We start from the raw sequence: 23,879 nt of genomic DNA on the forward strand, positions 1-23,879 counted from the left end.
GTGCGGGAGCCTACCTGCCTGCTACGACATCCTTCGTTCAAAACGCCGACAACACCTTTCGCCTTTTCCCGCCGCGATCTCGTCCGATTTCGGGCACCGAGCCTGAACGGCCTGGTCATCGGGCTATCTCGCGATTTCAAGGAAGGAAGTTCAGACACACCTCTTGCTGAATTTCAGACTTCGTGGGGTGTCGCACCTTTCGGCGTCGTATCCGGCGGCTACTGTTGCCCGTGTGATGACGCTCCACGTGCTGCACGCGGGCGATGGCTACGAGTACCTCACTAAGCAGGTCGCCACCGCTGACCGCGAGCTCGAGCACGGCCAGGAGCTGACCGACTACTACACCGCGCACGGCACTCCCCCGGGCCGCTGGTTCGGCTCCGCATTGCCCGACCTGGCGAGCATGGACGCCGGAATCGACGTCTCCGACGAGCAGCGAATCGCCCTCGGCCAGGTGGTATCCGAGACCCAGATGAAGGCCCTGTTCGGTGAGGGCATGCATCCTAACGCCGAGCCGATGATCGCCGCCGGCATCGCCGACGGCATCCCCGCCGAGAAGGCTCTCAAGGCCGCCCGGCTGGGCCGTAAGTTCCCCTCCTTCGCCAACGAGATCCCCCTGCTGAAGGCGCACCGGTCCGCGGTCGAGTCCTATGCGATCGAGCACGGCCGGCGGCCGAATAAGGCCGAGTCCCAGGCCCTGATGGACCGGGAAGCGCTGCGGCTGTTCACCGGCCAGCACGCCCGCCCGCCGCAGGATCGGCGGGAGCTTCGGTCGTGGATCAGCGCCGAGAAGTCGAAGGTTCGCCAGCCCGTCGCCGGGTACGACCTGGTGTTCACTCCGCCCAAGAGTGTGTCGGTGGTGTGGGCCCTCGCCGACGACGACACCCGCCGCGAGATCGAGCGGATTCACCACGACACGATCACCGAAACGCTGGGCTGGTACGAGCAGCACGCGTGCTTCACCCGCACCGGATCCACCAGCCAGGAAACCCAGGACACCACCGGGTTCGTGGCCACCCTCTACGACCACTACGACTCCCGCGCAGGCGATCCGAACCTGCACACCCACGCCGTGGTCTCGATCAAGGTGCGCACCGAATCCGACGGCAAATGGCGCGCCCTGGACGGGTCGACGATGCACCGCTACGGCGTCGCCGCCTCGCAGCGGTACAACGCCCAGATCATGTCGAAGTTGCACACCGAACTCGGCTTCGGCCTCACCGCCCGGTCCACCGGGCGTGGCCGCCAGGACGTCGTCGAGGTCGCCGAGGTCCCCGAACAGCTGCGGGAAATGTTCTCCTCGAGGCGCACCGAGATCGAGGTCCGCCGCGACCAACTCGTCGCCGAGTACCGCGCCGAGCACGGCAGGATGCCCTCCCCTAAGGCCATGTTCGGGCTGTACCAGCAGGCGAACCTCGACACCCGAGAAGGCAAGCAGCAACCGCAGACACTCGTCGAGATGCAACAGGCCTGGCGTGTCCGCTCCGCCCAGGTTCTTGGCAGCGATCAGCACGTGCACACCCTGATGACGCAGTGGCGGCAGGTCCGCGACGCGCACGCCGCCGGGCAGCGGCAGCATCCCACGATGCGCCGCATGACCTCGGTCGAGGACGAGGCACGGGCCGTTCTCACCCGCCTCGAGAATGCCCGCGCAACGTGGGCGCTCCCCCACATTCACAGCGCCGTCGAAGCGAACTTCGCCGCCGTGTCCTTCCCGACCGAAGCCGCCCGCCAGGCCGCGGTGCAGGCCGTCACCGCCCACGTCCTCGGGTCCTCGGTGCACCTGCCGACCCCGGTGTTGCCGCCTGCCCCGGATGCATTGCGCCGCCGCACCGGCGAGTTCATCCTCACCACTCCCGGCTCGAACCTGCACACCTCCCACGATGTGATCGCCGCCGAGCAAACCCTGCTCGACGCGACGAAAACGCCGACCGCCTACGTTGCACCGCAGGCCCAGCTCGATCGGGTCATCGCGGCCGGTGCCAAGGACACCGGCCGGACCCTCAACGCCGGGCAACGGGCACTGGCCGAGCATTTCGTGGGCAGCGGTGCCCTGCTCGCGGTCGGGATCGGGCCCGCCGGCACCGGCAAGACCACCTCCATGAAGGCCGTCGCTGACACCTGGCAGGAGATCGGCTACCAGGTCATTGCACTCGCCCCGTCCGCCGTTGCAGCCGAAACCCTGGGAGAGGAAATCGGGGTGCAAGCCCACACCCTCGCCACCCTGACCTACCCCTGGCGGGGGGTCATCGGCGACCAGCCGGGCACTCTCCCGTCCTCGATCGAGATCACCCCGGGGACGATGCTTCTGGTCGACGAGGCATCCCTCGCCTCCACCAAGGACCTCGCTGCAATCACCGACATCGCCCGCGCAAGAGGGGCGATCGTCCGCCTGCTCGGCGACCCCGCCCAGCTCGACGCCGTCGAAACCGGTGGCGCCCTGCGGCTGCTCGCCGAAGAGACCAAGGCACCCGAACTCACCGACGTGGTCCGGTTCGGCGACGACCTCGAACAGGCCGACAACTCGCTGCAAGTCCGCGCCGGGAACCCGGAAAGCCTGGAGTTGTTCGACGACCGCGGCTGGATCCACAGTGGCACCGCCACCGAGATGAAAGACCAGGCCGCGGCCGCCTACATCGCCGACACCGACGCCGGTCTGCAATCCATCGTGATGCTCTCCACCGGAGACGATGTCCGCGAGGTCAACCTTGCCGTGCAGGCACACCAACGCGGCCGCGGCATCGCCGACGAAGCCCACACCACCGTGCTGTCGGACGAACTCACCGCCGGGGTCGGCGACACCGTCCTGACCCGCCGCAACGACCGGACTCTGCGCACCTTGGGTGGCCGCCGGCGGAACATGTTCGTCCGCAACGGCGACCTATGGACCGTCACCGCCGTGAACCCCGACGGCTCACTGACAGTGCGCAGCAAGGCCCACGACGGCAGAATCGTGCTGCCCGCGAAGTACGTGCGCCGCGACACCGAACTCGGCTACGCCGCCACCGTGCACCGCAGCCAAGGCATCACCGTCGACACCTCCCACACCGCCGTCACCGGAGCCACCAACCGCGCCGGCCTCTACGTCGCGGTCACTCGGGGCCGCACCGAGAACCACCTGTACGTGCCCACCGAACCCGGCGTCACCCAGGACACCGAGGGCATGCACCTCGGCGAACACCAGACCCCACAGGCGCACGACGTGTTGCGAAAGATCCTCGCGGCCGACAACGGACACAAAGCGGCCATCACCGAAATCCGGGAGGCCACCCGGCACGCGAAGAGCCCCGAACGACTCCGCGAGGCATACCTCGCCGCGCAAACTCGGCTCCGGGATCGGTGGCTCGACCACCTCCTCGACCGGTCACTCCCCGCCACGATGCTTGCGACCATGGAAGTGGCACACCCGGGCAGCCTCGCTGCCCTCCGCGCGACCCTCGCCGAGATCCACGACCGCGGCGACAGCGCCACCCGAGTCCTCAACGACGCCCTCACCTCCGGTGAACTGCACACCGCCCGCGACGCCGCCGCCGTCTTGAACACCCGAATCACCAAGGCTGTCGCGGTGGTTGGTGAGCCCACCGAGGCGGTGCTTCCACCCCTGCCCCCGCGCGTCCCGCACACCGATATGGAACTCGACGACTACGCCCGCACCGTCGCCGAGCTGTACGCCGAGGCCCGTCCCGCCGAGCACGATGTCGACGGCATCGGGGCGAAGATCCGCGCCTACCGGCAGACTCGCACCGTGCTTGACCGCGAACGGGTGCGACGCCCGGTCGAGGCCGTGTTCGACCCGGAGACAGCCGCCACCATTACCGCGGACAAGGCCGCGTGGTGGCTCGGCCGCCAGCTCCGCAACGCCGCCCTCGCGGGCCTCGACCCGGCCGAGGTTCTCCAGTGGCACGCTCACCGCCTCGCTGAGCAGGGCAAGCGGATCACCGCGGTCTCCCTCGCCAGCGACATCGGACCCACGCTGACCACGGCGACCCGAGACCTCAACGCCCGGTGGCTCGACGAGAACCACGAGATCCTCCGCGAGTACCTGCCCGTTGCGGCCGCGATGGCCGATCACGGCGACGACCCCCGATGGAACGACATCGCCGGGCGACTACGCGTCCACACAACCTCAGGTGGACGCGGTCTCGCCGACCTCTGTGCAGAACTCGCCGAGCACGCCGGGACCATGTCCAGCATCGGCCGTGTCGTCGACGCGCTCGACGAGATCGCACCGATAGGACACCAGCCGACCAACCCGGCCGCACCCCACTGGCTGTCCTCCCCCGACGCCGACGCCCACACGGTCGATGCCGAGCTTGCCCAGCAGCTGCGCGACGAATACACCGGCATCGCCGCCGCGCACGACGCCAGCGTCCGCGAGATCGGCACCAGCGCAGCGAGGGCGGCGGAACCCGATAACGAGGCCGTCGAACTCCCCGCCAACCTCGCCTGGACCAGGCACCTCGGACCGCGCCCCGACGAGACCGACCTGGCTGCCGAATGGGATCGGGCAGCGGCCGAGGTCCACGCCTACCGCAGCACCTACCGGGTCACCGACACCACCTCACTCGCCGGTGACCGCCGCGACCACAAGGCCGAACTCGGCGACTTCCACTCAGTCCACGACCGGGTGCAGACCTACCAGGATCACGTCGACGAACACCGCGAAGAACAACAGCGCCAGGGTCGTCAACAGGAGACCGCCGAACACGATCGGCAAATTCAGGAACAAGCTCGTTCAATCTCGGCGGAGCACGGGCATCAGCGGGGTCGCCGCGGATCCTGAGCATGCTTACTGGTCTCCATCATCGGTCTCGGATTCTGGGGCGACATACGGGTGCCGAGTCTGTCCAGGTTTGGGCAGTCTTCCCGGACCGCTTTTTCCGTCCTGCGCCCGAGCCGAGAGAGTCAGCCAGCTGACTTGTTGTTTCGCTCCGGTCCCCGGGACACCGACCCGCCGGTGGGTGACGGTGGCCGCCGCGAAGCTACATGCTCAGCCGAGAATGTGCTCGAAGCGACTGGGTATACCCGTTGCGCCGTAGGGCATCATTAGTCGGTGCCCGATTACGACATCAATCAGCTCGGAGATCGATCATTCGAGCAGCTGGTTGTGAGTCTCTGCGCGAAATTCCTCGGCCCAGGCATCCAAGTATTCGGGGATGGCCCAGACGGTGGTCGTGAGGCAACTTTCGACGGACCGATCAATTGGTCCGCGACTACTGCCGATCCTGCGGACAGAGGTAAGTGGAGCGGTTACACCGTTGTACAGGCAAAATTTCACTATCACCAGGAGGCCGTTGAGCTCCACAAAAACACCGCCTGGCTGAAGGGCCAGATCGATGGTGAGCTCAATCGCTGGGTCGAATCGATTGAAAAGGGCACTCGTGAGCGCGCGCCGAAGTACCTGATCATCGCCTCGAACGTCCGGCTATCCGCGAAGGGTAAAACGGGCGGAATCGACACGCTCTACAGCCATATTCGCGGACGACTGAAGGACAAGTCGGACGCCGTCAGCGAGCTCGGTCTTAAAGACATCCGCATCTGGCCTAGCGACCAGATCAACACGTTCCTCGACGACGCCGAATCCATCAGACACGCCTTTCCTGGACTTTTGACGGTGGGCGATGTCCTCGCGCGCATCGGAGACCACACGTCAGGGGCCAGCCTGCCCGAACTCGGGCCAGCGATGCGTCACCATGCTGCAATGTGCCTCCACAGTGAGCATTGGGTCCGATTTTCGGAAGCTGGCGCAACTTCGGGGCAAAAGGCAACGCTCGAGGAGGTCGGGCGAGACCTTCCTGCAAAGTTCATCGACGGCGAAGCTCACAGGGTGAGTGCGATTGCGCACCTCATCAAGCATGCAGACGCCGTCCTACGGCGAAACATCGACGACAGAGTTGAACGACCGCATTGGGTCATCATTGGGGGACCGGGACAAGGAAAGACCACACTTAGCGGTCTGCTCGCACAGATCTACCGTGCTGAGCTCCTGGCTCGCGGCCCCATGACGCGCGACGTCGAAGACATCGTCAAGGCCACGCGGAACGCAATGGCGCAGTCGCAGATCCCGGCGCCAAGAAACCTCCGATGGCCAATGCGAATAGATCTCACTGCATATGCTGAAACCCTAACTGCTGCGCCAGATACTAGCGTCTTCGAATTCTTGGCGCAGAGGATCGCAAAACGATCTGACCAGCCGATTACAGCGAGTCAGTTGCAAAGTTGGCTACGAGCATGGCCTTGGCTCGTGATCCTTGACGGCCTAGATGAGGTCAGCGAAGCGAGCACGCGCCAGGACTTGATGGACCGTGTCTCCGACCTGCTGACGACTGCGGATTCTCTCAACGCCGACCTTCTCGTGGTATCCACGACGAGACCCTTAGGGTATGACGAACGTTTCGATCCCACTCGATTCACCGAACTGGCCTTGGAGAAGCTGTCTCGCGCCGAGTCCCGGCTCTTCAGTCAGGTTCTGGTCGCGGCCCGGTTGAAGGGGGATCCAGACCTTCAAGAGCAGGTGCTGCAACGGCTGAGTGATGCAGCCGAGGAGCGCAGGACTCGGCACCTTATGGAGACACCGCTACAGGTGACCATCATGTCTTTTATCGTGGAGAGCTTCGGTACGTTGCCCCTGGACCGGTACAGCCTGTTCTCGATCTACTTCAGCACGGTTTACCAACGAGAAATCGACAAACGCTCCCCTGTGTCAAAGATTCTCAACGAGTACCGCTCCGACATTGAGTACCTGCACTACCACGTGGCGCTACAACTTCACGTCGAGTCCGAAGGGGGCAATGTCGAGAGCACAATGCCGATGACCCAGCTTGAGGGCATCGTCCGCGCGAGGTTGGCCCATCATGCTTACACGCAGAGGGAGATCGATCGAGTCGCCGGCAAACTCGTCGAGGCTGCAACTCATCGACTTGTTCTTCTGGTCCCCAACGACGATCGGGTGGGTTTTGAGATTCGTAGTCTGCAGGAGCTGATGACGGCCAATGCGCTGACCGCTGGTCAAGACGATAAGGTTCTGAAGTTGCTGGAAATTACTGCCCACCATCCGCACTGGCGGAATGTTTGGCTGCTGGCCGCCGGGCGCATCTTCAAAGAGCGTGAGTACCTTCACCAGAAACTCGTCGAAGTTGTTCAGCGAATCGACAGCCAGGCCGGGCCGCTGAACAAGATCACTCCGACCGCACCTGTACTAGCATGCAACATCCTTGCCGACGGATTCGCATCGCGTGCTCCCAACACGAGGCGGCCGTACATCAGACTGGCACTGAGTCGTCTAGAGACGTACCCCAGTTACCGCGACCTGGAGATGGCAGGTGTGCTCGCGCAAGCTTGTGGGACTCAGGACCGGGATTACCTATTCGATGAACTCGTCAAGGGAGTGAAAGCGGGTGGGCTCCCTCAGGTCAATGCCGTCTTCCTGCTGAATGCTCTTAAGAGAATCCGCTCTGTCAAACTAAAAGCCGAACATACGTTGACCGTTCTTGATCTTCCCGAGGAAGTTGTCCGGCCACTAAAGGACTGGTATTCGGGCAGTTCACCCCGGCAACGCGACTTTCTGCCATCTGAGGCGGGCCGCGCGATGACCATTCGAGACATCTTGGTGAGGGAACTTGACCGGCATGAGCTTTTTGGATTTCCACCAGAACGAATGACTCCACTGGTTCGAGCGCTAGATGTCTTTGATCGAGTGTCTGTTCACAGAGATGCGCAGTACCAGACTGTGGTGGTCGATCGGACAAAGAAAATCAGTCTGAAACCGCTTTATGCGATCCTGGACGATCCAGATATTGAAACTGCCTTGGCGCTGACGCTGGAAGGTCTTGAGGTCGAACTTTGGCCTGTAGCGACCACAGTGCAAGAAGCGCTTCGGCCGTTGATAGTCCGGAGGAGAGTGGGCAAACAAGTGCTTGAGGAAGTCGGTCGACCTGTGTTTTCGCGTTGAGGCCAGCAGTTCGACTGTGTCAAGTCGCCCTCTCCTCCGGTCGCGGTCCGTTCTGGGTCTCGTCACCAGTGTTCGGGTAGGCATTCACACCGCCGGCAGGTACTCCCCGGTGTCGTCGGAGATTTCCCACCGATGGCCTTCCCACCTGACGGGTGAGAATTCGTCGGCGGGATCTTCGGGTTCGGCCTCGCCCTGGTCGATGTAGCCCATCATCGTGGCTACGTCGACCGAGGCCGGCGTAGCCGCAGCGGTTCCTGACCTGGAGCCGGAGGTGGAACGGTTCGCGATGTCCGCGGCGATGAACTTGACGAGATCGTCGAGAACCGGGCGAGGTTTCTCCTGGTAGTCACACTTTGCTCCTGTGCAGGTCTCGAACTCGGCGCTGGTCCGGAACCGGCCCAGCATCGGCGCGAGAACCTGCTGGTGCCAGTACGCCGGGCCGGTGGAGTAGTGCGTGTCCTTGGCAGCACCGTAGGTGGCCTTCCACGCCGACATCGCCGCCGTGAGCTCTTCGACCATCGACCCGTGATGGAACCAGCACGGACGCACCTCGCGCAGCGCGTATCGCTCCCGCAACCAGGCGACCCATTCGATTAGTTCCGTCCACAACTCATTCGCGGCGGTCTCGTCGAGGTGCGGCCAGGCGAAGGGACCGGGCGTGAACTTGTCGCTCACGACAACGCCACTGACTCGCGAGCGTCGACGTCATCGGCCTGGTCCTTCTCGGACGCTTCGGCGGCCCAATCCGGCAGCTCACCGTCTTCGCAGATCTGGTTGTAGACCTCCTCGGAGGCGTCGACCTCGGCTTTGAGCGTGGGCACGTTCCACACCGTCGGCAGGTGCACCAATGCTGGTGCGGCGCCGCGGTAGAGGATGATCGCCTGATCGGCGGGCATTTCCCGCAGGTTCCGGATCGACATCACCGGCCGCGATCTCGGTGCGTGATGCGGGGTGTGCCATTCGTCGTAGTCGCCGAGCAGCCGGGAGATCGACGCCAACTCCGCGTCGTCCATCAGGCCGGGCAGGATCACCCGCACCGGTGAGGTGGTGGTGAACATTTCGCCCTCGTAGGTGCCCCACCGCTTCTTGTTCTGTAGCTCACCGTGGGAGAACGCCCAGATCGAGATGCCACCGCCGCCGGAGTCGGTGATGAGCGAGGGCAGGTCCGGGATGGGTGCGACGTTGTTGACCTCGTCGAGGACCAGGGACATCGGTGGATCCAACCGCTCTTGCGGCATCTGGCGGCCGACTTTCTTGCCGAGGTGGTAGATCTCGGCGGCGAGGACGGAAGTGAATGCCCGGCATGAGCCGCTCTTTCCGTCGGAGACCAGGTAGACGGTGTTTGGTCCGGCCACCAGATCCTCGAGGTTTTCGGACTCGTCGATCGGCACGTCGACGGCGGCGAGGAGCATCGGCGAGGCCAGCGACTCGAGCAGTTGTGTGGTGGCACCGAGGACGTCGTCGGAGGAGTCGGATTTCGAGTCGAGGATCTGTTCGAGGTCGGCCGCCCAGTCCGGCAGCTCGGCGGCGAGGAGTTCGCGTACCTCCTGCACGCCGCGAGAGGCTGCCCAGACCCGCACCGTGCGTAGGTCTTTTCCCAGGTGCGCGGCCGCGTACAGGTAGCACCGCATCAGCACCGCGGCCTTGCCCTTGAAGTACGAGGCATTCTTCGAGTCATCGGCTGGGAGGACGTTCACCAGCGCCGCCGCCCGGCGGATCGCGGTGTCGGGGTCCTCGCAGCCGGCCAGCAGCGACCACCGCAGCCGCATGTCCTTCGGCCACCGGGTGATGTTCTCGGGGTCGAATACCCGCACCTTGCCGACGCGCAGACGATGCGACACGGTCGACCACAACAGATCGGGTTTGGTGGAGGTGACCAGTGCGAACCCGGCCGAGGCCACGATCCGGTGCCAGGCGATGCGCCAAGACTTACCCGATCCGGTGGCACCCTCGATCATCACACCGTCGCGGTACTGCAAGAACACGTCGTCGGCGGCCGAGCGGCTGCCGTAGAGCCGCCCGAGGCGCAGCGCGACCTCGCTGGCGGTGATCTTGCGGCTTGCGGTCTCGCGCAGCGAAAGCCGGTTGGACTTGGCGGCCTTGACCGCTTCCTTCCCGGTCAGCCCGCGGACGGCCAGCTCCTTCCGGTCGGCGTGGCCACGCTCGCGGGCCTTGCGCTGGGCCTGCCGCAGCATCATCCGAGTGCTGACGACGATTCCGATGCCGGTGCAGGCCAGGGCGAGGAAACCTATGCACGCCCAGGTCAGCACCGGTCCCCCGGGCTGCGAGCCTTCCGGCCAGGCCGCCGCCGGATCGCCGGGCGAGAGGAATAGGCCCTTCAGGACGTCGAGGAACCCGTACACACCGGTGGGCAATGCGCCGCCGTGGCCGGCGAGGACACCGGAGAGGTAACCGCCACCGACGACGCTGAGCACGACACCGGCAGCGACGCTCACCGCCGGGAAGAATCCGTACGGGACGACGCGTGGGGGTGGGGCCTGCGGTGCGGTGTTCACGACCGGTCTCCGATCGGGTCGGCGGCGATGGGTGACAAGGCTTCCGGGACTGATCGGGTGAGGGCGTCTTCGATGTGCGGACGGTTCATGCTGCTTCTCCCTTGATCACTTCGTCGGTGTCGGTGAGGGCGATCTCGGTGTCCGAGCGGACGTGTTCCATCAGGATCGGGTCGGCTTTGCCGTATTTGACCAGGCAGTGGCCTTTGTCGAGGGACATGATGATTTCCACCGATCCCGGTGGCAGGTGGTACATCCGGGCGGTCTCCTCGGCGTCCTCGAGCCGGTCCTGCCCGTAGAGGAAGACGATGCCGGCTTCCTTCATCAGCGCCCGCGCCGGTGAGTCCGGTGGCAGGTCGGAGATGTGGTGGAACGCGGAGACGGTGGAAAGTCCCAGGCCGCGGGAGAGTTTCATGTTCTCGCGAAACACCTTGCCGGTGGAGCCGTCGGCGACGTGCCAGCCCTCTTCGACCAGCAGCAGGGTCTGCTTGTGGTCGGCCGAGCGGGAGGCGAGGACGTTCGCCAGCCAGGTGTTGATCACGGTCATGATCACCCGCAGCGCCGGTCCCTTGGTGGGCAGCGCGGAGACGTCGAAGTGCACGAACGGGTGCTCGAGTGCTTCGCGGACCTCCGGGGAGGTGGCCCCGTCGACGAGGCCCTTGAGGTCGCCCTCGCAGAGCCGGCGCAGTGCCAGGCCGGGGTCGCGGCCCCACCGGCGGGATTCGTCCGCCCACAGTGGGCCGAGGACGTCGGCGCTGTCGGGGCTGGGGTTGAGGAGTTCGTCGGACAGTTCGATCAGGATCGGTTCGCGGTTCTCGGCGCGGGCCCGGGCGCCCACGACCTTGAGGGCGAGGTCGACTGCGCTCTTCTCGATCTCGGTCAGCTCGCGGCCCATTGTGTCTTCGGTGACGGCGCCGACGAGGGCTTCCTGGCCGGCGGGGTCGACGCCGTCGACGCGGGCGCCGCCGGAGGCGATCGCCGGGTCGAGCAGGTTCAGCCGCATTCCTCGGGTGCCGGTGCGGAATCGGATCGAGCGGGCGCCGAGGAACTTGGCGATGCCGCTGTACTCGCCGCCCTTGTTGCCTTGGCGCTTCTTGTCGATGACCACGACCTGACGGCGCAGCGTCACGGGGCGCATGCACATCGCGGTCTTGATCAGTGAGGACTTCGCCTTGCCGATGTCCCCGATGACGACGACGTTGATGTTTTCGATTTCCGAGCCGTACAGCGCGAACGGGTCGGTGATCACCATCGATTGGGAGATTTTGTTCAGCCCCGTCATCAGTCCCTCGTGACGGACCGAGCGACGGGAGGTGGCCAGGTTCAGCGCTTCGCCCTGCCGGGTGGAGGTCCATGAGCCCTCGGCACGGACCTCGTACCACCCCCACCGGTCGAGCCACTTGTTCCGGGTCGGCGCCGCCCGGCGGGCGACGGTGCGGGGGATCTTGTGGAAGGCCTGCGCGACGGCCACCTCGTCCGGGGTGATCGCGGGGATTTTCTTGCGTCCGCCGCCGAACCACCAGCGGCGGGCGGCTTTCCGGCCGGGCAGCCGATGAGTGTTCGGGGCTTCGGGGGTGGTGACGGTGTCACTGCTCATCATGGTGGTAGCTCCAGGTCAGAGGAGTTGGGTGGTCTTTGCGCGGGTGTGTTTGGTGGCCGCCAGGCCCCGGCCGAGCGGCAGAGTCAGGAACATCGCGACGTCGTGTCGGTGGTCTTGCCACTCGATTTCGGAGATGCCGCACTCGTCGGCTGCTTGTTCGACTCGCATGCAGGCCCGTAGTGCGTCGTCCTCGTCGCGGCCGGTGACCGAGAGGGCCATCGAGTAGATGACCCCGTGGTGCCCGGTTCCGGGTTTGAGGTCCTCACGCCGCCGTGCGGAGGCGCTGGCCATCACTTCCGAGGTGCCGTCGGTGGTCTTGCCCTTGCGGTGTTCGTCGATCTGCTTCGCTTTGTCCTGGGTGGCATCGACCTTGGCCGCTTCGCGGGCTTTGGCTGCCTCGACGAAGTCCATCCGCACCATCACCGTTCGAATCGTGGGGGCGGCCGGGATTTCGTCGTCCCCGGGGTCAGGGGCGACACCGGTCAGCAGCGGCGCCAACCACAGCGGGCCGAGCTCGACCGGTTCGATGGATCGGGCCGGGATGGTCCCGACCCGGGTGTGCCAGTGCCCGGCCACCTGAACGGTGTCCTCGCCGCCGACATAGGAGGGCCAGCAGTTCTCCCACCGCACCCCCTTGTGTGACTCGAGCGGGAAGGCCGGATCGAGGCAGGCGCGGATCACCGCGCAGGCCCGCTGTTCGCCGTAGACCTCGACCCGGCCCATCTTGGCCCGCTCGAGCGCGGAGACCGCCCGCATCGTTTCGTCCCGGATGACTTGCGCGATACCGCCGATCAGCGGGGCGTCCTTGCGGCGGGCCACCCGGGCGCCCTCGGCTAACAGGTTCCCCGACTTGGGCAAGATCAGCACGACGTAGGCGCGGTGGCCCTCGGAGTAGGGGCGGATCCGGTCGATGAGCTGGCCGTAGGAGTGGATCGCGGGCAGTACCTGCTCGGCGGCTGGGCCGAGGGCCTTGATCTGTTCGGCAACCCAGGTCTCGTGTGGGATCAGATCTTCCGGGACGCTGCGGTGCAGTATTTCGATGCCGCGGACGAAGCTGCTGCGCTTGGCGAAACTGGCAAGCGTTCGCCCGAATGCTGATGAGGTCACCGCCCACTCTGGGTCGCCGCGCAACCCCTCGGCGAGTCCCTGCATCGCGATCATCACCGAGTAGTAGTCGTTGTCGCCCGGGGTGCGGTGCTCGACGATGAACATGTCGTCGAGTCCGGTGCCGGTCAGATCGACCGGTTCGGCCCGGTAGAGCGGGACCGGCTTGTCCCACCCCGGGTCGGCGTTCGGATCACCGAACAGTGGGTCACCGGCGCTGATGAAAATGTGCTCACCGCGTTTGCGGCGCTGCTTGTTTCGGATCTCCTTCGCTTTGCGACTGGCGTAGGACTCGCGGTGATCGATCTCGAGCGTCGCCCCCAGTACCGACAGGATCATCAGTGCGTCGACGAGGAGGACCTGCCAGGACTGGCCGACGACGATCACGGCGGCAAAGGCCAGGGCCAGGGCGGTGCACCACGCGATCACCACCGGCTCAGGGAACGGGAGGATGCCGCGGCGGGCGATTTCGCGGCCCAGGACGGCGGTGCGTTGCTCACTCATCAGTTCTCTCCATCCGCGTGTTCGGGGGCGTTCTGCACTGCTGAGGCGGTTTTGTTCAGCGCCGCGCCGGCTGCGGCGAGCGCGATCGGGGCGACCATCGCGGTACTTGCCCCGGCTGCGGCGCCGACCAGCTTCGTTTCCGCACTGCCCATCGCGGCGCTCTTTGCCCCGGACTTGCTGCCGCTGTGGCCGCCGGACGGGGACTGGGTTTGATGGCCGGCGCTGGCGGCGTGCGTGCTCGAGGCGGATCGCTGGTCAGCGGCCGACGGGGCGTGGCCACCGCCACCTCCGGCGTGACTGTTGCCGGTGTATCCGCCGCCATCGCGGCCGGGCGCGGTCGCCGCGCCGGCGTTGTGCGGTTCGGCTCCGCCGCCGCCGCCCGAGGCTGCCATCTGATACATCCCGGCGGTAGAACCGAGGACCTGACCGGCCGAGGAACCGCTTGACCCGAAGTCGGCGGAATCGGCCGAGGTGGGCAGGATGGGGCCGTACTTGAGGAGGGAGAACGGGGCCAGTCCGAGGATCACGAAACACACCGCGATGAGCGAGAGTTGACCGAGTGATTCGAGTTCCCCGTCGTCGGCGACCGCACCTTGGGCGGAGGTGTTGATGACGGCGAAGATGGTTCCGAGCAGGATGAACAGCAACGGCTTGGAAAACACGATTCCCAGGAACGTCATCACCGGGCGGAGAGCCTTTTTCCGCCAGACCGGGTGCACCCACATTCCGAAGGCGATCGCGCACACCACCGCCAGCAGTGGCAGTGCCGCGGAGTGCATCAGTAGCCCGGAGAACATCGACAACCCGCCGAGGAAGAGCAGTCCGAAGCCCACGATCGCGGCAATGGCTCCACCGACGAGCGTGGCATCGGTCAGCGGGCCGAGGGCCGAGGAGATGTTGCCGACCACTTCATCGGTGGAGGTGCCGATCATGTCGAGTACGCCGTTGGAGATTTCGTGGGCCAGGGAGATCACCATCTGCGCGATCAGCGGGGCGAACATCATCGCGACGATCCCGGCCGGCATGTAGGCGAAGAGGTCTTTCGCCAGTTCGATCGGTGGCCGGTTGCCGTCGGTGGATTTGTAGATCGCCAGCAGCGTCATCACGGCCATTACCAGGATTCCCAGCCCCGCTGATGCCGCATAGATGGCGAGGAAGGACTGGTTCGCCGGGTCGAACTCCCCTACCCCGGCCATCCCGTGCAGCACGGCGTTCGTGGTGGAAATCGATCCGGCCTTGAGCTTGTTTGCCCACGAATCGATCACGTCCGAGGGGTCTTTGACGAAATCGACCACGTCACCGAGGGCGCCGACGGTGTTGTCCCACACCCAGCTGAACCCGTCGGCGTACATCTTCCCCGCCTTGTACTGCGGTGTGGCCTGGAACGCCGATTCGAGCCCGGCTTCGAGGCGGTCGGAGAAGCTGGTGTTCTGGTCGATCCAGTTCATCGTGTGGCCGAACAACGCGCCGATCTTGGTGTTCCAGGCGGTGCACGCGGTCTTGTCGTCCATGCGATTGGTCTTGTCGCAGTTGACGAACATCGCGTGCATGCACAACGCGGCGGGAGCGTCCGAGGCGCACGTGTCGTTCCACGCACCGCCGGGGACCAGGTCCGCGTAGGGTTGCGACTTCATGGTCGCGAGGGACGCCGCGTCCGGTGTGCTCGCCCAGTCGAAGCCCCAGGTGCTCGACGTCTTCGTGGTCCATCCTGCGACGTCGTCGGCGCATGTCGGGTTCGGCGGATGCAGTCGGGTGTCTGCCTCGGGGTAGACCGGCGGGTACACGTTGGCGGCCAGTACCGATTCGTCGGTGATCGACAGGACCGCTTTCCGGTTCTTCTCGTTGTCGAGTCGAATCCCGGTGAGCGTGGTGCCTTCGCCGCCGGCCGCGACGACCGCCTCGGCCAGTGCCGGGTTCTGGTTCATCGCCACCGCCGGCCCCCACATGGCCAGGCGGGCTTGTTCGGTGGCGGTCCAGTACAGCAACCGGTGCTCCTGGGCCATCACCGCGCCGACGTACTGGCCGATGTCGCCGCCCTTGTCTTTGCAGTCACCGGTGAACCAGGGTGCGGACTTGAATTCGTCGGTCCCGGCGACGAACTGCTTGAGGTTCGCGGGAAATCCGGTGGGCAGTTCCTTGGCCGACTTCGTGGCCGCCGACCCGCCGGGACCGGGTGCTGGTACCGCGGTGGGCTGCGCTGCAGCCGGTCCGCAGCACAGCAACATCGGCAACATGATGGCGAAGAACGCCACAACGAGTGTGCGCCACATCATCGGCCCCCCACCCTTAGTTGACGTAGAAGCTGTAGAAGCCGCCCGCGCCCTGCTTGGTCAGCGGCGAGTCAGCGGCCGGGAACTGTGTTTCCTCGAGGTCCGGGCCGCTGGTGAACGACCAGTCCACGGCCTTCCAGTCGTCGCCCTCCCAGACGAGCTTGACCGTGGTCGTCGCGTAGACCGTCAGGATTCCGACCTTGTCGGTGTCGGCGCTCATCGGGGCCTGGCTCACTCCCATCCCCCACTCCGACACCGTCGCCGCATCCTGGGTGAAATCGGTGACGGTCACGATCAGCGGCACATTGTTGACCGTGCCCTTCGACTCCTCGCGGCCACTGGCGGCGTCGAGGACCGTGGTCAGCGCGGTACTGGGCGCCGAACCCACGGCGAGTTCCCGCAACTTCGCCCCGTCGATCCTTCCCTGATCGGTTTGGCCGAGGGCTTGGATGAAGTTCACCCCCGCCGTCTGCGCCCCGGCCTGATCGCGGGTGTACCCACGCGGAACGCCGTCGATGATCGTGTTCGGACCGTGCGCGGTGCGGATCGCATCCGAGCCGGTGTCCTCGCCGGAGTCCCCACCGGAGGTCAGGACGGTGATCAGCAGCACGACCACCAGCACCACACCGCCGATCACGGTCGGCCGCACCCATTTCCCGCCGCCCCCACCGAACAGGCCACCCTTCGGGTTGCCGCCGGAACCGGTCGCGAACGTCGGCCCCGACGACGGGGTGGTACTCACCGAGGAAAAATCCTTCACCATGTTCTTCTCATTTCTGTTGAAAGTGGTTGGGCACAACAGGTGTTCACGGAGATGCCCTGTCTGCGGACCGTGGCGGGGGCTGTTCTGGCGTGTCAGCCGCCGACGACGAACAAGATCGCGCCGATGATCACGCCGCCGGCGGCAAGGCAGCCGAAGGCCACCCCGGCGACCCTGGCCTCGGACGAGGCATCAGCCATTTCGGCACCGTAGCCGCCGGCCTTCGCTGCCCGAATCTTGTAGAGCGCGGCGAAGAACTTGATCGCCGCGGCGCCGAGGAGCAATCCCCAGATCGAGCCGAAGACCCGAACCCACACGTTGTTGAAGGCGGGACCCAGGAAATCCAGGCTCGGGAGGATCCCGTCGGTGGGATTGCGGATCTGCGCCGAGGCGGGGCCGGCGGCCAGGATGGACATGGTCAGCACGGTCGCCGTCACCGTGGCCGCGGACATCAGTCGGCGGACTCCCGGGCGGCGGCGGGTGCTCTGGTGGGGCCTGGTCATTGCTTCTCCTTCGGTAGTGGTGGCGCCGGGATGGGGGTCGGTGAGCGCGGGGCGGATCACTGTCGCCGGTGAGGTGGGGCTCCGCGGCCCGAGAACGGTTCCGGCCGCGGGGCACGGTCATACGGCGAGTCGTAGCCCGGTGGGGCGTACCGCGCCGGGGCCGGCGGGTAGGGATCGGTGCGCCCGTAGCGCGGCGGCAGACGGGGTACCTCGGGTGGGCGCTGCATCTGCGCAGGTGCGGACGAGTCGGATAACGACTGCACCCGGCCCTGCGCGCGGTAGGCCAACAGGTCAGCGATTTCGGCGGCGATATTCGTGTAGGCCTCGATCGTGGTCTGCGCCAGTCGGTCGTAGGCGATCCGGTTTCCGGAGGCGAACTGCGGCTCGTACGGCACCCCGCGGATGATGTTCTGGACTCCGAGTCGGCCGAACTCTTCCAGGACACTGGCTTCGAGGCCCGGGTCCGATTCGGGGGTGGCCGTGGTCAGGATGAGCGCCGAGCGCACGAGCTCGTCGAGGCCGCGGGCGGCGAGCCCGTCGAGCATCCGGTAGGCCTGCTTGGCCATGTCGGTGCGCAACGGCAGCGGCACCACCAGCAGGTCCGAGTGTTCGACGGCCCACAACCAGTTCGCCGCCAAGGGGTTGTTGCCGGTGTCGATGAAGATCAGATCCCGGTGCCGGCGCAGCACGGCCATCAGGGCTGCGCATTCGTCCCAGCCGATTCCACGTTCGCGGGTCGTGGAGTTGTCCGCGGCCAGCACCTCGTCGAGCGTCGGTTGCAGGCGCAGATAGTTCCCCAACGCCCCGGACACCGCTGACGCCGACGCCAGTTCGGAGGCGTGTTCGAGGACATCCCACGGTCCGAGTTCGTTGTCGGTGGTGCGGGCGGCGCGGTCGCCGAGGGTGCCGGTCGCCTCGTTCGCATCCCAGGCGACGACACCGCGGCCGCGGTGTCGGCCGAAGGTGTTCGACACGGTCAGCAGGCTCGGGGTTTTACCGGCACCGCCCTTGGGATTGGCGAAGGTCACCACCGAGCAGCCCGGTAGGGGTTGTTGGATACGTTCGATCGAGTCGCGGAATCGCATCTCCGCCGACTCCGGGGTCGGCCGGATCCGCAGACCTGTCGCAGCGTTGACCTTGCCGCGCCATCCCCACACGGCCGGGCCGATGACCTGGTCGGTGTGGGGTTCGAGGAAACCTCCGGGGCGCGGGGCGGCCGTATCGGCCGCGGGTGCTTCGTTGGCGGCGAGCGCGTCCTGACCGACGGCGTAGGGGTCGGCGTAGGCGTCGTCCGCGGCGCCGATGCCGGTGGTGTCGCCGGTGTCGTCGTCCCGGGTGCCGGTGGGTTCGGGGTCGGGGCGCGGTGTTTGCCGCTTGAGGCGTTGGGTGCGCAGGTTCACCGCGTTTTCGGCGGCGTAGTCGTCGGTGGAGGAGTCTTCGTATCGGGCGGGTGAGCTCACGACAGTTCCTTCGGGTGGGATGGATGTCGGTTCCTGGGCGGGTTCGCCGGTCATAGCGGCTGCACCGCATCGACGGACCAGTAGTCGCCGTGGGCGACGACCAGCACGGCGACCTGGGTGGTGGCGACACCGACCACGCTGTTGTCCGGTGCCACCGCGGTCTGCTCGACCTGGTACATGCGGTGCACCGTCGTGGCCGTGTCTTTCGCGCCCTGGTTGGCCACGGGTGTGACGGTCGGCCACACCTGCGCGCGGGCTGTGGCCCATTCGAGCCACTGCCCGCCCGGAGTCGAAATGGGGGCGGTGCCGGTGAGATCGGCGCGCAGCTGTTCGGTGAGCAAGGCGCCGGTGCGCGCGGCCGCGTCGTTCGGGCCGGCGTCGACGGCGGTGTTCCAGGTGAACCAGGTGGCGACCACGACATCGGCCACCGCGGCAGGGTCGGAACGGTCCACACCGGCGACCTGCTCCGGCGCGGTCTGCGGGATGGTGGCGTGCGGCCGGGTGACGGTGGCCGGCGGTGCGCCCGACGGTGTCCACTGCTGCGCCCTGGCCGGGGTCGTCGACGCGGGTGCCGACCGGTCCTCGCTACCGGCGGAGCACCCCGCCAGTACGACCGTCGCTGCGGCCAGCACCGCGATTGCCGCGCGCGGCGACGCGGCCATCACTGCTCCTCGTCGACGAGCAGATCGGACAACCGGATCGCCTGCCACGCCTGATACCCAGGGCGTTCGCAGTACTCGTACGCCGGGTTCGTCTCGGTGATGTCGAGTTCGAGTGCGACACCGGCTTTCGCTGCTGTCCCCGCGAGGCGGTCGCCGTCGAGGTTCGGGTTGCTGATGTGCAGCAGCAGTCGCACCGCGTCGATCCCCTGTGATTCACGCACCTTCCCGGCCAGGAACACGGCCTTGCCCGCGGCGGAGTTGTCGGCCGAGTCCTGATCGCCGTCGCGGTAGATGGTGTCCTTCTCGTGAAAGGTGCCGTACCAGGCGGCTTCGGCGATGTCGGCGTCGTTCCCCGCGTGCACGGCGGGACCGGGTAATACGGCGAACGCGCCGCGTTCGTCGCCGGCCGCATACAGCTCGACCAGCGGTGCGGTGGTGGCGGCCGCGGCGACGGCTTGCCGGCGGGTGGCGTTTTCGGTTTCGCGTTGGGTGTCGTAGTCGATGTCGAGTTGCTTGTAGAGCTCCCGCTTGACCTTCGGCCACATCGACCGCGACAGCAGCTTCTTCGACGACGCCCAGGTGCGCAGCGCCGCCGTGTCCGAGCCGCGCAGCTCCTCGGCGGCGGCGCGCACTGCGGCCGCGGCCTTGTCCCATTCCTCCGATGCAGTGGCTGTTGCCATCCTCTTCGTCCTTCCTTCGGGGGTCACCGGCGCGGTGGCCGGTGTTCTGGTGGGGTGTTCGCGCCGCTCACGCGAACCTTCTGGCTTTGAGTCCGGTCGCTGGTGGGGTCCAGTCGGACACCTTCACCACCGCCCCGGACTCGGGGGCTTCGACGACCTTGTTGCCGCCCATCCAGATGAAGATGTGGCCGGCGTGGGGTTGGATGATGTCGCCTGGGCGCAGGTCGGCCGCGACGGGGACCGCGGTGCCGCGGGCGTCGGTGATCTGGGTGGCGTCGAGGTGCGAGAGGACGATCCGCCCGCTCGTGGCCTGTGCGACGGCGTATTTGACCAGGCCGGAACAGTCGAAGCCGATCTTGTCGAAGTCGCCGAAACTGTCCGCGACCCCGCCGTCCCGAATGCCTTTGGTGGGACCGTTTTCGTCGCCGCCGCCCCAGGCGTAGGGGGTGCCGAGCCACCGCAGTGCGGCGTCGACCACCGCGCTGCCGGTGGCGCCGCCCGGACCCGGTGCGGGTGCGGTGGTGTCGGTGTAGACCTCGAGCGCGGTTCTGCGGATCTGGGTCACGTAGTTCCGGGTTTCGGCGTTCTGGCACACCTCGCCTTGCGCGAGGGTGTTCCCGGGGCCGCAGTTGTACATGCTCAGCGCCAAATCGACGACGTCGCCGCTCAACCGGCCCTCGGCCAGACCCTTTTTCGACAGTTCGACCATCTTGCAGTCGTAGGAGGCCATCGACATGGTCGCGTCGGCAGCCGAGTGCATGTCCCGGTTGCCGTCACCGTCGCCGTCGACTCCTTCACTCGCCCAGGTGGTGGGGAGGAACTGCGCAGATCCGGTTGCCTGCGAGCGCGCGTTGTAGGCGCCGCGGTTGAACTTCGATTCCTGGTGGGTCTGGGCAGCCAGGATCGGGGCGGTGATCTCGGGGCACGTGGCCGCTGCCTTGATCAGCCAGGGCTCGAAGTCCGCCGGGACCGAGCCCGCACGCAGCCCGGTCCCGCCGACCGAGGGCCGCGCACACCCCGCACCACCGTTCAAGGGGGTACTGACAGCCACCGCCTGCACCGCGATCACTGCCGCCCCGCCGGGTGTGGGTGCGGCGGGTTCGTTCGCACCGGACAACCACGGCGCCGGATCGGTCGGCACACCCGCCCCGTCGGGGAGGCGGCCCCCGTTCCACACCTCGAAATGCAGGTGCGGCCCGGTCGATTCACCCTCGTTACCGACGCCCGCGATGTGCTGACCGGCGGAGACGTGCTGGCCTTTGGTCACGGTGATGGTCGAGGCACTCATGTGCCCGTAGACCGTGGACACCTTGGTGCCCTCGACATCGGTATCGATGATCACCCAGTTGCCGAATCCCTGGGCGTACCCGGCTTCGGCGACCGTTCCGGACGTCGCCGCGTAGATCGGTGTGCCCAGTGGGGCGGCGAAGTCGACACCGCGATGGAATGACCCCCACCGAGGCCCGAAACCGGACGTGAGTTGGTAAGTGCCGCCGCGCATCGGCTGGGTCTTCGTCCCCGGACCCGGGGCAACGTTGCCGACCGCAGGCCTGGTGGGCAGGCAATCATCGGCGGCTTCCGGGTTGTCGCTGCCCAACACCAGAAAACCGGTCATCGCCGCCGCGGCCGCGAGAGCTGCGGTCGCGGCTTTGACGCCGGTCTTCGAGGAGTTGGGTGCATCACCCATCGTCAAGTCCTTACGTGTGTCGTGTGTCTGGCCCGCCCGGGCACGAAGGTCAGCAGCTGCGCTGCCGCGAAACTGGGAATCTTCTCTGGTGGAACACGCTCTCGCCCAAGAGGTGTCACACCTTCGGAGGTGAGGGTTCCGGCTATCCCCCGATCGCCTTGGTCGCGATATCCACCACGACCTGCAGAGCGGTGCGTTTGCCGTCGATCAGCCAGGTGTTATAGGCCTCATGGGCTTTCGATCCCAGAAAGCTCGCCGCGGTGAATCCCTCATCGAGGAGTTCGGTCAGGTTCATCGCATTCGGTGAGGTCGCGGCCGTGAGCGCCGAGTTGCCCAACCCGACGAAATCGCTGTTCGCCGCTTGCGCCCCCATCAGCGTGGTCAGGGCATCGGCCGGGGCGTGGAGCTGTTCGGGCGACATCTTCTGCCCCGGAACGAAGATGCCCAGGGCGACGTTCGCCAGATCCAACCCCAAGGGGAGTAATTGCCCGAGCGCCAGAAGGTTCCCGGTTTCGGCGACCTGCCAGGCCACTTCCTGGATCTGGCCGACATCACGGGCCATCCGGATGACATCGACGTTGCCGAGCAGGTCCACGATCATCGACGCGATCGCCGCCGTCCCGGATGGATCCGGAATCAGCCTCAGCAGCTGGGCAATCGATTTCAGATCCACCCCGGCCGTCATCTTCACGAAGGGGGAGAGCTGATTGTTCAGCTCGCCCGCCACCTGATGTGCGGCCTTGATGTTCCCGGCCAACAGATCCCCGACCAGGGCTTGCAGATTCGCAACGACCCCCGGGTAGTCCACCGAGGTCACCGCGGCCACGACGTTGAGGATCTGGTTGATGATTGTCACCGGTTTGATCGCCGAGAGCACCGAGGTCGCCGTCTGGAGCTGGTCGAGCGGAGTACTGGTCAGCGGCGCCACCGACGAGGACAACGACTGGGCTGGCGCACGCAGTTCGGCAAACGAGGCCGTGGGGGTGGTGGAGGCTGCGCCGCCGGAAGTCGAGGACAGGATGGTGTTTGCCAGCTGCACCACCGAATCGGCGGCGGTGAGCACCTTCGGCACATCCACCTGGTCGAGGGCATCGACCACCGAGTTCGTGACTGCCTCCGGGGAATCGGCGGGTGCTTCCCGTAAACCGGCTCGGGCAGCGGGATTCGCCGCCATCCACTGCTGGGTCTGTGCGATCGGGGCGAACGTGCCCGAAACCAGTTGCGCCTGCTGACGTACCGCGGCCACCTCCGCCGCCTGCGCGGTGGAATTCGGTGACGGTGCGGACTGGAGGCGCTCGACGGCCGAGGCCAACGACTGCGCCGCACCAGGTGCCGAGGAGAGATCAGCGATCCCGTAGTCGGTGCTCACTCCGTCCACGAACGCGGCGGCATCCCCACCGGTAGGAAGGGAATTCGGTGTGGGACTGTCTGTGTTCGCAGGTGCGACCGCATTTGGGATCGATGCGGTCGCGGTGGTCGCGGCCGCGGATGCGGCGGTCGAAGCGACCGCGCCAGGCGGATTGGCCAGCACCCGTCCCAGCGAGGCGAGGAACGTGTCCTGGCCTGCATTGGTGTTGCAGTACTTGTCGCCCGGGTTGCAGATATCGAACACCCGGCCCGACAGGGCGCCGAACCCTTCGGTCGCGGGACCGGCGATGCCCTGGCCGTCGAGCTTGGGCCCGACCACCTGGGAGCCCTGCGTGCCGTTCTTCGGGTTTGCCACCAACACCACCGCGCGCACTGCCGACGCCGGGACCGGTCCGCGGCCGGCACCGATGTTCACCGCGACGTCGTTGGCGACATCAGCACCCTGCGAGTAACCGGCCAGGACGAAACTCGACGCCGGGCAGCGTGCCATCGCGTTCGACACCGACTGCACTCCCCCGGTCTTCGACGTCGCATACGACATGCCGGTCTGCACGAACGCCTGCGCCGCGTAGTTCGGGTACACCGTCTGAATCGAAGCGCCGTACCGCTTCTTGAGTTCTTCACCGACCGAACCCAACAGCCCGGCCGGTCGCGACGGATCCGCGGACGCCGTCGTCTCGGTCGTCCCTGGGACCAGGACCGCGATGAACCGGGCACAGTCGGTGCCCACGACCGCGGCCGCCGGGACCGGGGACATCACCGCGGCCGCGGCCACACCTGCAATCACGACTGCGGTGGAAATCCTTTTCCGCATCAT

The 23,879-nt window shown here is 66.4% G+C and carries 14 protein-coding genes; 2 read left to right on the forward strand and 12 right to left on the reverse strand.

Annotation, left to right across the window (positions count from 1 at the left end):
• The first annotated feature begins 235 nt into the window (after nt 1-235).
• Both mobF and ACH49N_RS27045 read left to right on the forward strand, forming a co-directional pair.
• Complete coding sequence (gene mobF / locus ACH49N_RS27040) at nt 236-4,783, forward strand: MobF family relaxase (protein WP_358275727.1); 4,548 nt, start codon at nt 236-238, stop codon at nt 4,781-4,783.
• A gap of 270 nt (nt 4,784-5,053) precedes the next feature.
• Complete coding sequence (locus ACH49N_RS27045; RefSeq protein ID WP_358275579.1) at nt 5,054-7,951, forward strand: hypothetical protein; 2,898 nt, start codon at nt 5,054-5,056, stop codon at nt 7,949-7,951.
• 84 nt (nt 7,952-8,035) lie between these two features.
• On the opposite strand, the gene ACH49N_RS27050 is transcribed toward ACH49N_RS27045, so the two are convergent.
• From ACH49N_RS27050 to ACH49N_RS27105, 12 genes are all read right to left on the reverse strand, one after another.
• Nucleotides 8,036-8,626 carry a hypothetical protein gene (locus tag ACH49N_RS27050; RefSeq protein WP_358275581.1) on the reverse strand — a complete coding sequence of 197 codons (591 nt, stop codon included), beginning with the start codon at nt 8,624-8,626 and terminating at the stop codon, nt 8,036-8,038.
• A complete protein-coding gene (locus tag ACH49N_RS27055; protein ID WP_358275583.1) occupies nt 8,623-10,467 on the reverse strand; it encodes a TraM recognition domain-containing protein in 1,845 nt (614 codons plus the stop codon). The genes ACH49N_RS27050 and ACH49N_RS27055 overlap by 4 nt, the downstream gene beginning before the upstream one ends.
• An 85-nt stretch (nt 10,468-10,552) precedes the next feature.
• Entirely contained in the window at nt 10,553-12,064 is a 1,512-nt protein-coding gene (locus ACH49N_RS27060) for an ATP/GTP-binding protein (protein WP_358275584.1), read from the reverse strand.
• Between the two features lie 15 nt (nt 12,065-12,079).
• Nucleotides 12,080-13,672 (reverse strand): hypothetical protein, encoded by a 1,593-nt coding sequence (locus tag ACH49N_RS27065; RefSeq protein ID WP_358275586.1) that lies wholly within the window; start codon nt 13,670-13,672, stop codon nt 12,080-12,082.
• Nucleotides 13,672-15,945 carry a hypothetical protein gene (locus ACH49N_RS27070; protein WP_358275588.1) on the reverse strand — a complete coding sequence of 758 codons (2,274 nt, stop codon included), beginning with the start codon at nt 15,943-15,945 and terminating at the stop codon, nt 13,672-13,674. Before ACH49N_RS27070 ends, ACH49N_RS27065 begins: the two co-directional genes overlap by 1 nt.
• Nucleotides 15,946-15,958: 13 nt before the next feature.
• Nucleotides 15,959-16,684: a hypothetical protein gene (locus tag ACH49N_RS27075; protein ID WP_358275590.1), complete on the reverse strand. Its 726-nt coding sequence runs from the start codon at nt 16,682-16,684 to the stop codon at nt 15,959-15,961.
• A gap of 113 nt (nt 16,685-16,797) precedes the next feature.
• Nucleotides 16,798-17,205 carry a hypothetical protein gene (locus ACH49N_RS27080; protein WP_358275592.1) on the reverse strand — a complete coding sequence of 136 codons (408 nt, stop codon included), beginning with the start codon at nt 17,203-17,205 and terminating at the stop codon, nt 16,798-16,800.
• Between the two features lie 56 nt (nt 17,206-17,261).
• Nucleotides 17,262-18,665, reverse strand: a complete 1,404-nt coding sequence (locus ACH49N_RS27085; RefSeq protein WP_358275593.1) for a ParA family protein — start codon at nt 18,663-18,665, stop codon at nt 17,262-17,264.
• Nucleotides 18,666-18,715: 50 nt separating this feature from the next.
• Entirely contained in the window at nt 18,716-19,327 is a 612-nt protein-coding gene (locus ACH49N_RS27090) for a hypothetical protein (RefSeq protein ID WP_358275594.1), read from the reverse strand.
• Complete coding sequence (locus ACH49N_RS27095) at nt 19,327-20,007, reverse strand: hypothetical protein (RefSeq protein ID WP_358275596.1); 681 nt, start codon at nt 20,005-20,007, stop codon at nt 19,327-19,329. Before ACH49N_RS27095 ends, ACH49N_RS27090 begins: the two co-directional genes overlap by 1 nt.
• A 67-nt stretch (nt 20,008-20,074) precedes the next feature.
• The gene (locus ACH49N_RS27100) at nt 20,075-21,694 is read right to left on the reverse strand and encodes a peptidoglycan DD-metalloendopeptidase family protein (protein WP_358275598.1); all 1,620 of its coding nucleotides are present in this window, start codon (nt 21,692-21,694) and stop codon (nt 20,075-20,077) included.
• 142 nt (nt 21,695-21,836) lie between these two features.
• On the reverse strand, nt 21,837-23,879 hold the full coding sequence (locus ACH49N_RS27105) for a cutinase family protein (RefSeq protein ID WP_358275599.1): 2,043 nt from the start codon (nt 23,877-23,879) through the stop codon (nt 21,837-21,839).

The sequence above is a fragment of the Rhodococcus sp. NPDC019647 genome (assembly GCF_044389235.1).
Lineage (GTDB): Bacteria > Actinomycetota > Actinomycetes > Mycobacteriales > Mycobacteriaceae > Rhodococcus_F > Rhodococcus_F oxybenzonivorans.

What these genes read in the sequence shown, in the direction of transcription:
- mobF (WP_358275727.1), top strand. Translation starts at nt 236, where the DNA reads ATGACGCTCCACGTGCTGCACGCGGGCGATGGCTACGAGTACCTCACT.
- ACH49N_RS27060 (WP_358275584.1), bottom strand. Translation starts at nt 12,064, where the DNA reads ATGATGAGCAGTGACACCGTCACCACCCCCGAAGCCCCGAACACTCAT.
- ACH49N_RS27065 (WP_358275586.1), bottom strand. Translation starts at nt 13,672, where the DNA reads ATGAGTGAGCAACGCACCGCCGTCCTGGGCCGCGAAATCGCCCGCCGC.
- ACH49N_RS27070 (WP_358275588.1), bottom strand. Translation starts at nt 15,945, where the DNA reads ATGATGTGGCGCACACTCGTTGTGGCGTTCTTCGCCATCATGTTGCCG.
- ACH49N_RS27080 (WP_358275592.1), bottom strand. Translation starts at nt 17,205, where the DNA reads ATGACCAGGCCCCACCAGAGCACCCGCCGCCGCCCGGGAGTCCGCCGA.
- ACH49N_RS27090 (WP_358275594.1), bottom strand. Translation starts at nt 19,327, where the DNA reads ATGGCCGCGTCGCCGCGCGCGGCAATCGCGGTGCTGGCCGCAGCGACG.
- ACH49N_RS27095 (WP_358275596.1), bottom strand. Translation starts at nt 20,007, where the DNA reads ATGGCAACAGCCACTGCATCGGAGGAATGGGACAAGGCCGCGGCCGCA.
- ACH49N_RS27100 (WP_358275598.1), bottom strand. Translation starts at nt 21,694, where the DNA reads ATGGGTGATGCACCCAACTCCTCGAAGACCGGCGTCAAAGCCGCGACC.
- ACH49N_RS27105 (WP_358275599.1), bottom strand. Translation starts at nt 23,879, where the DNA reads ATGATGCGGAAAAGGATTTCCACCGCAGTCGTGATTGCAGGTGTGGCC.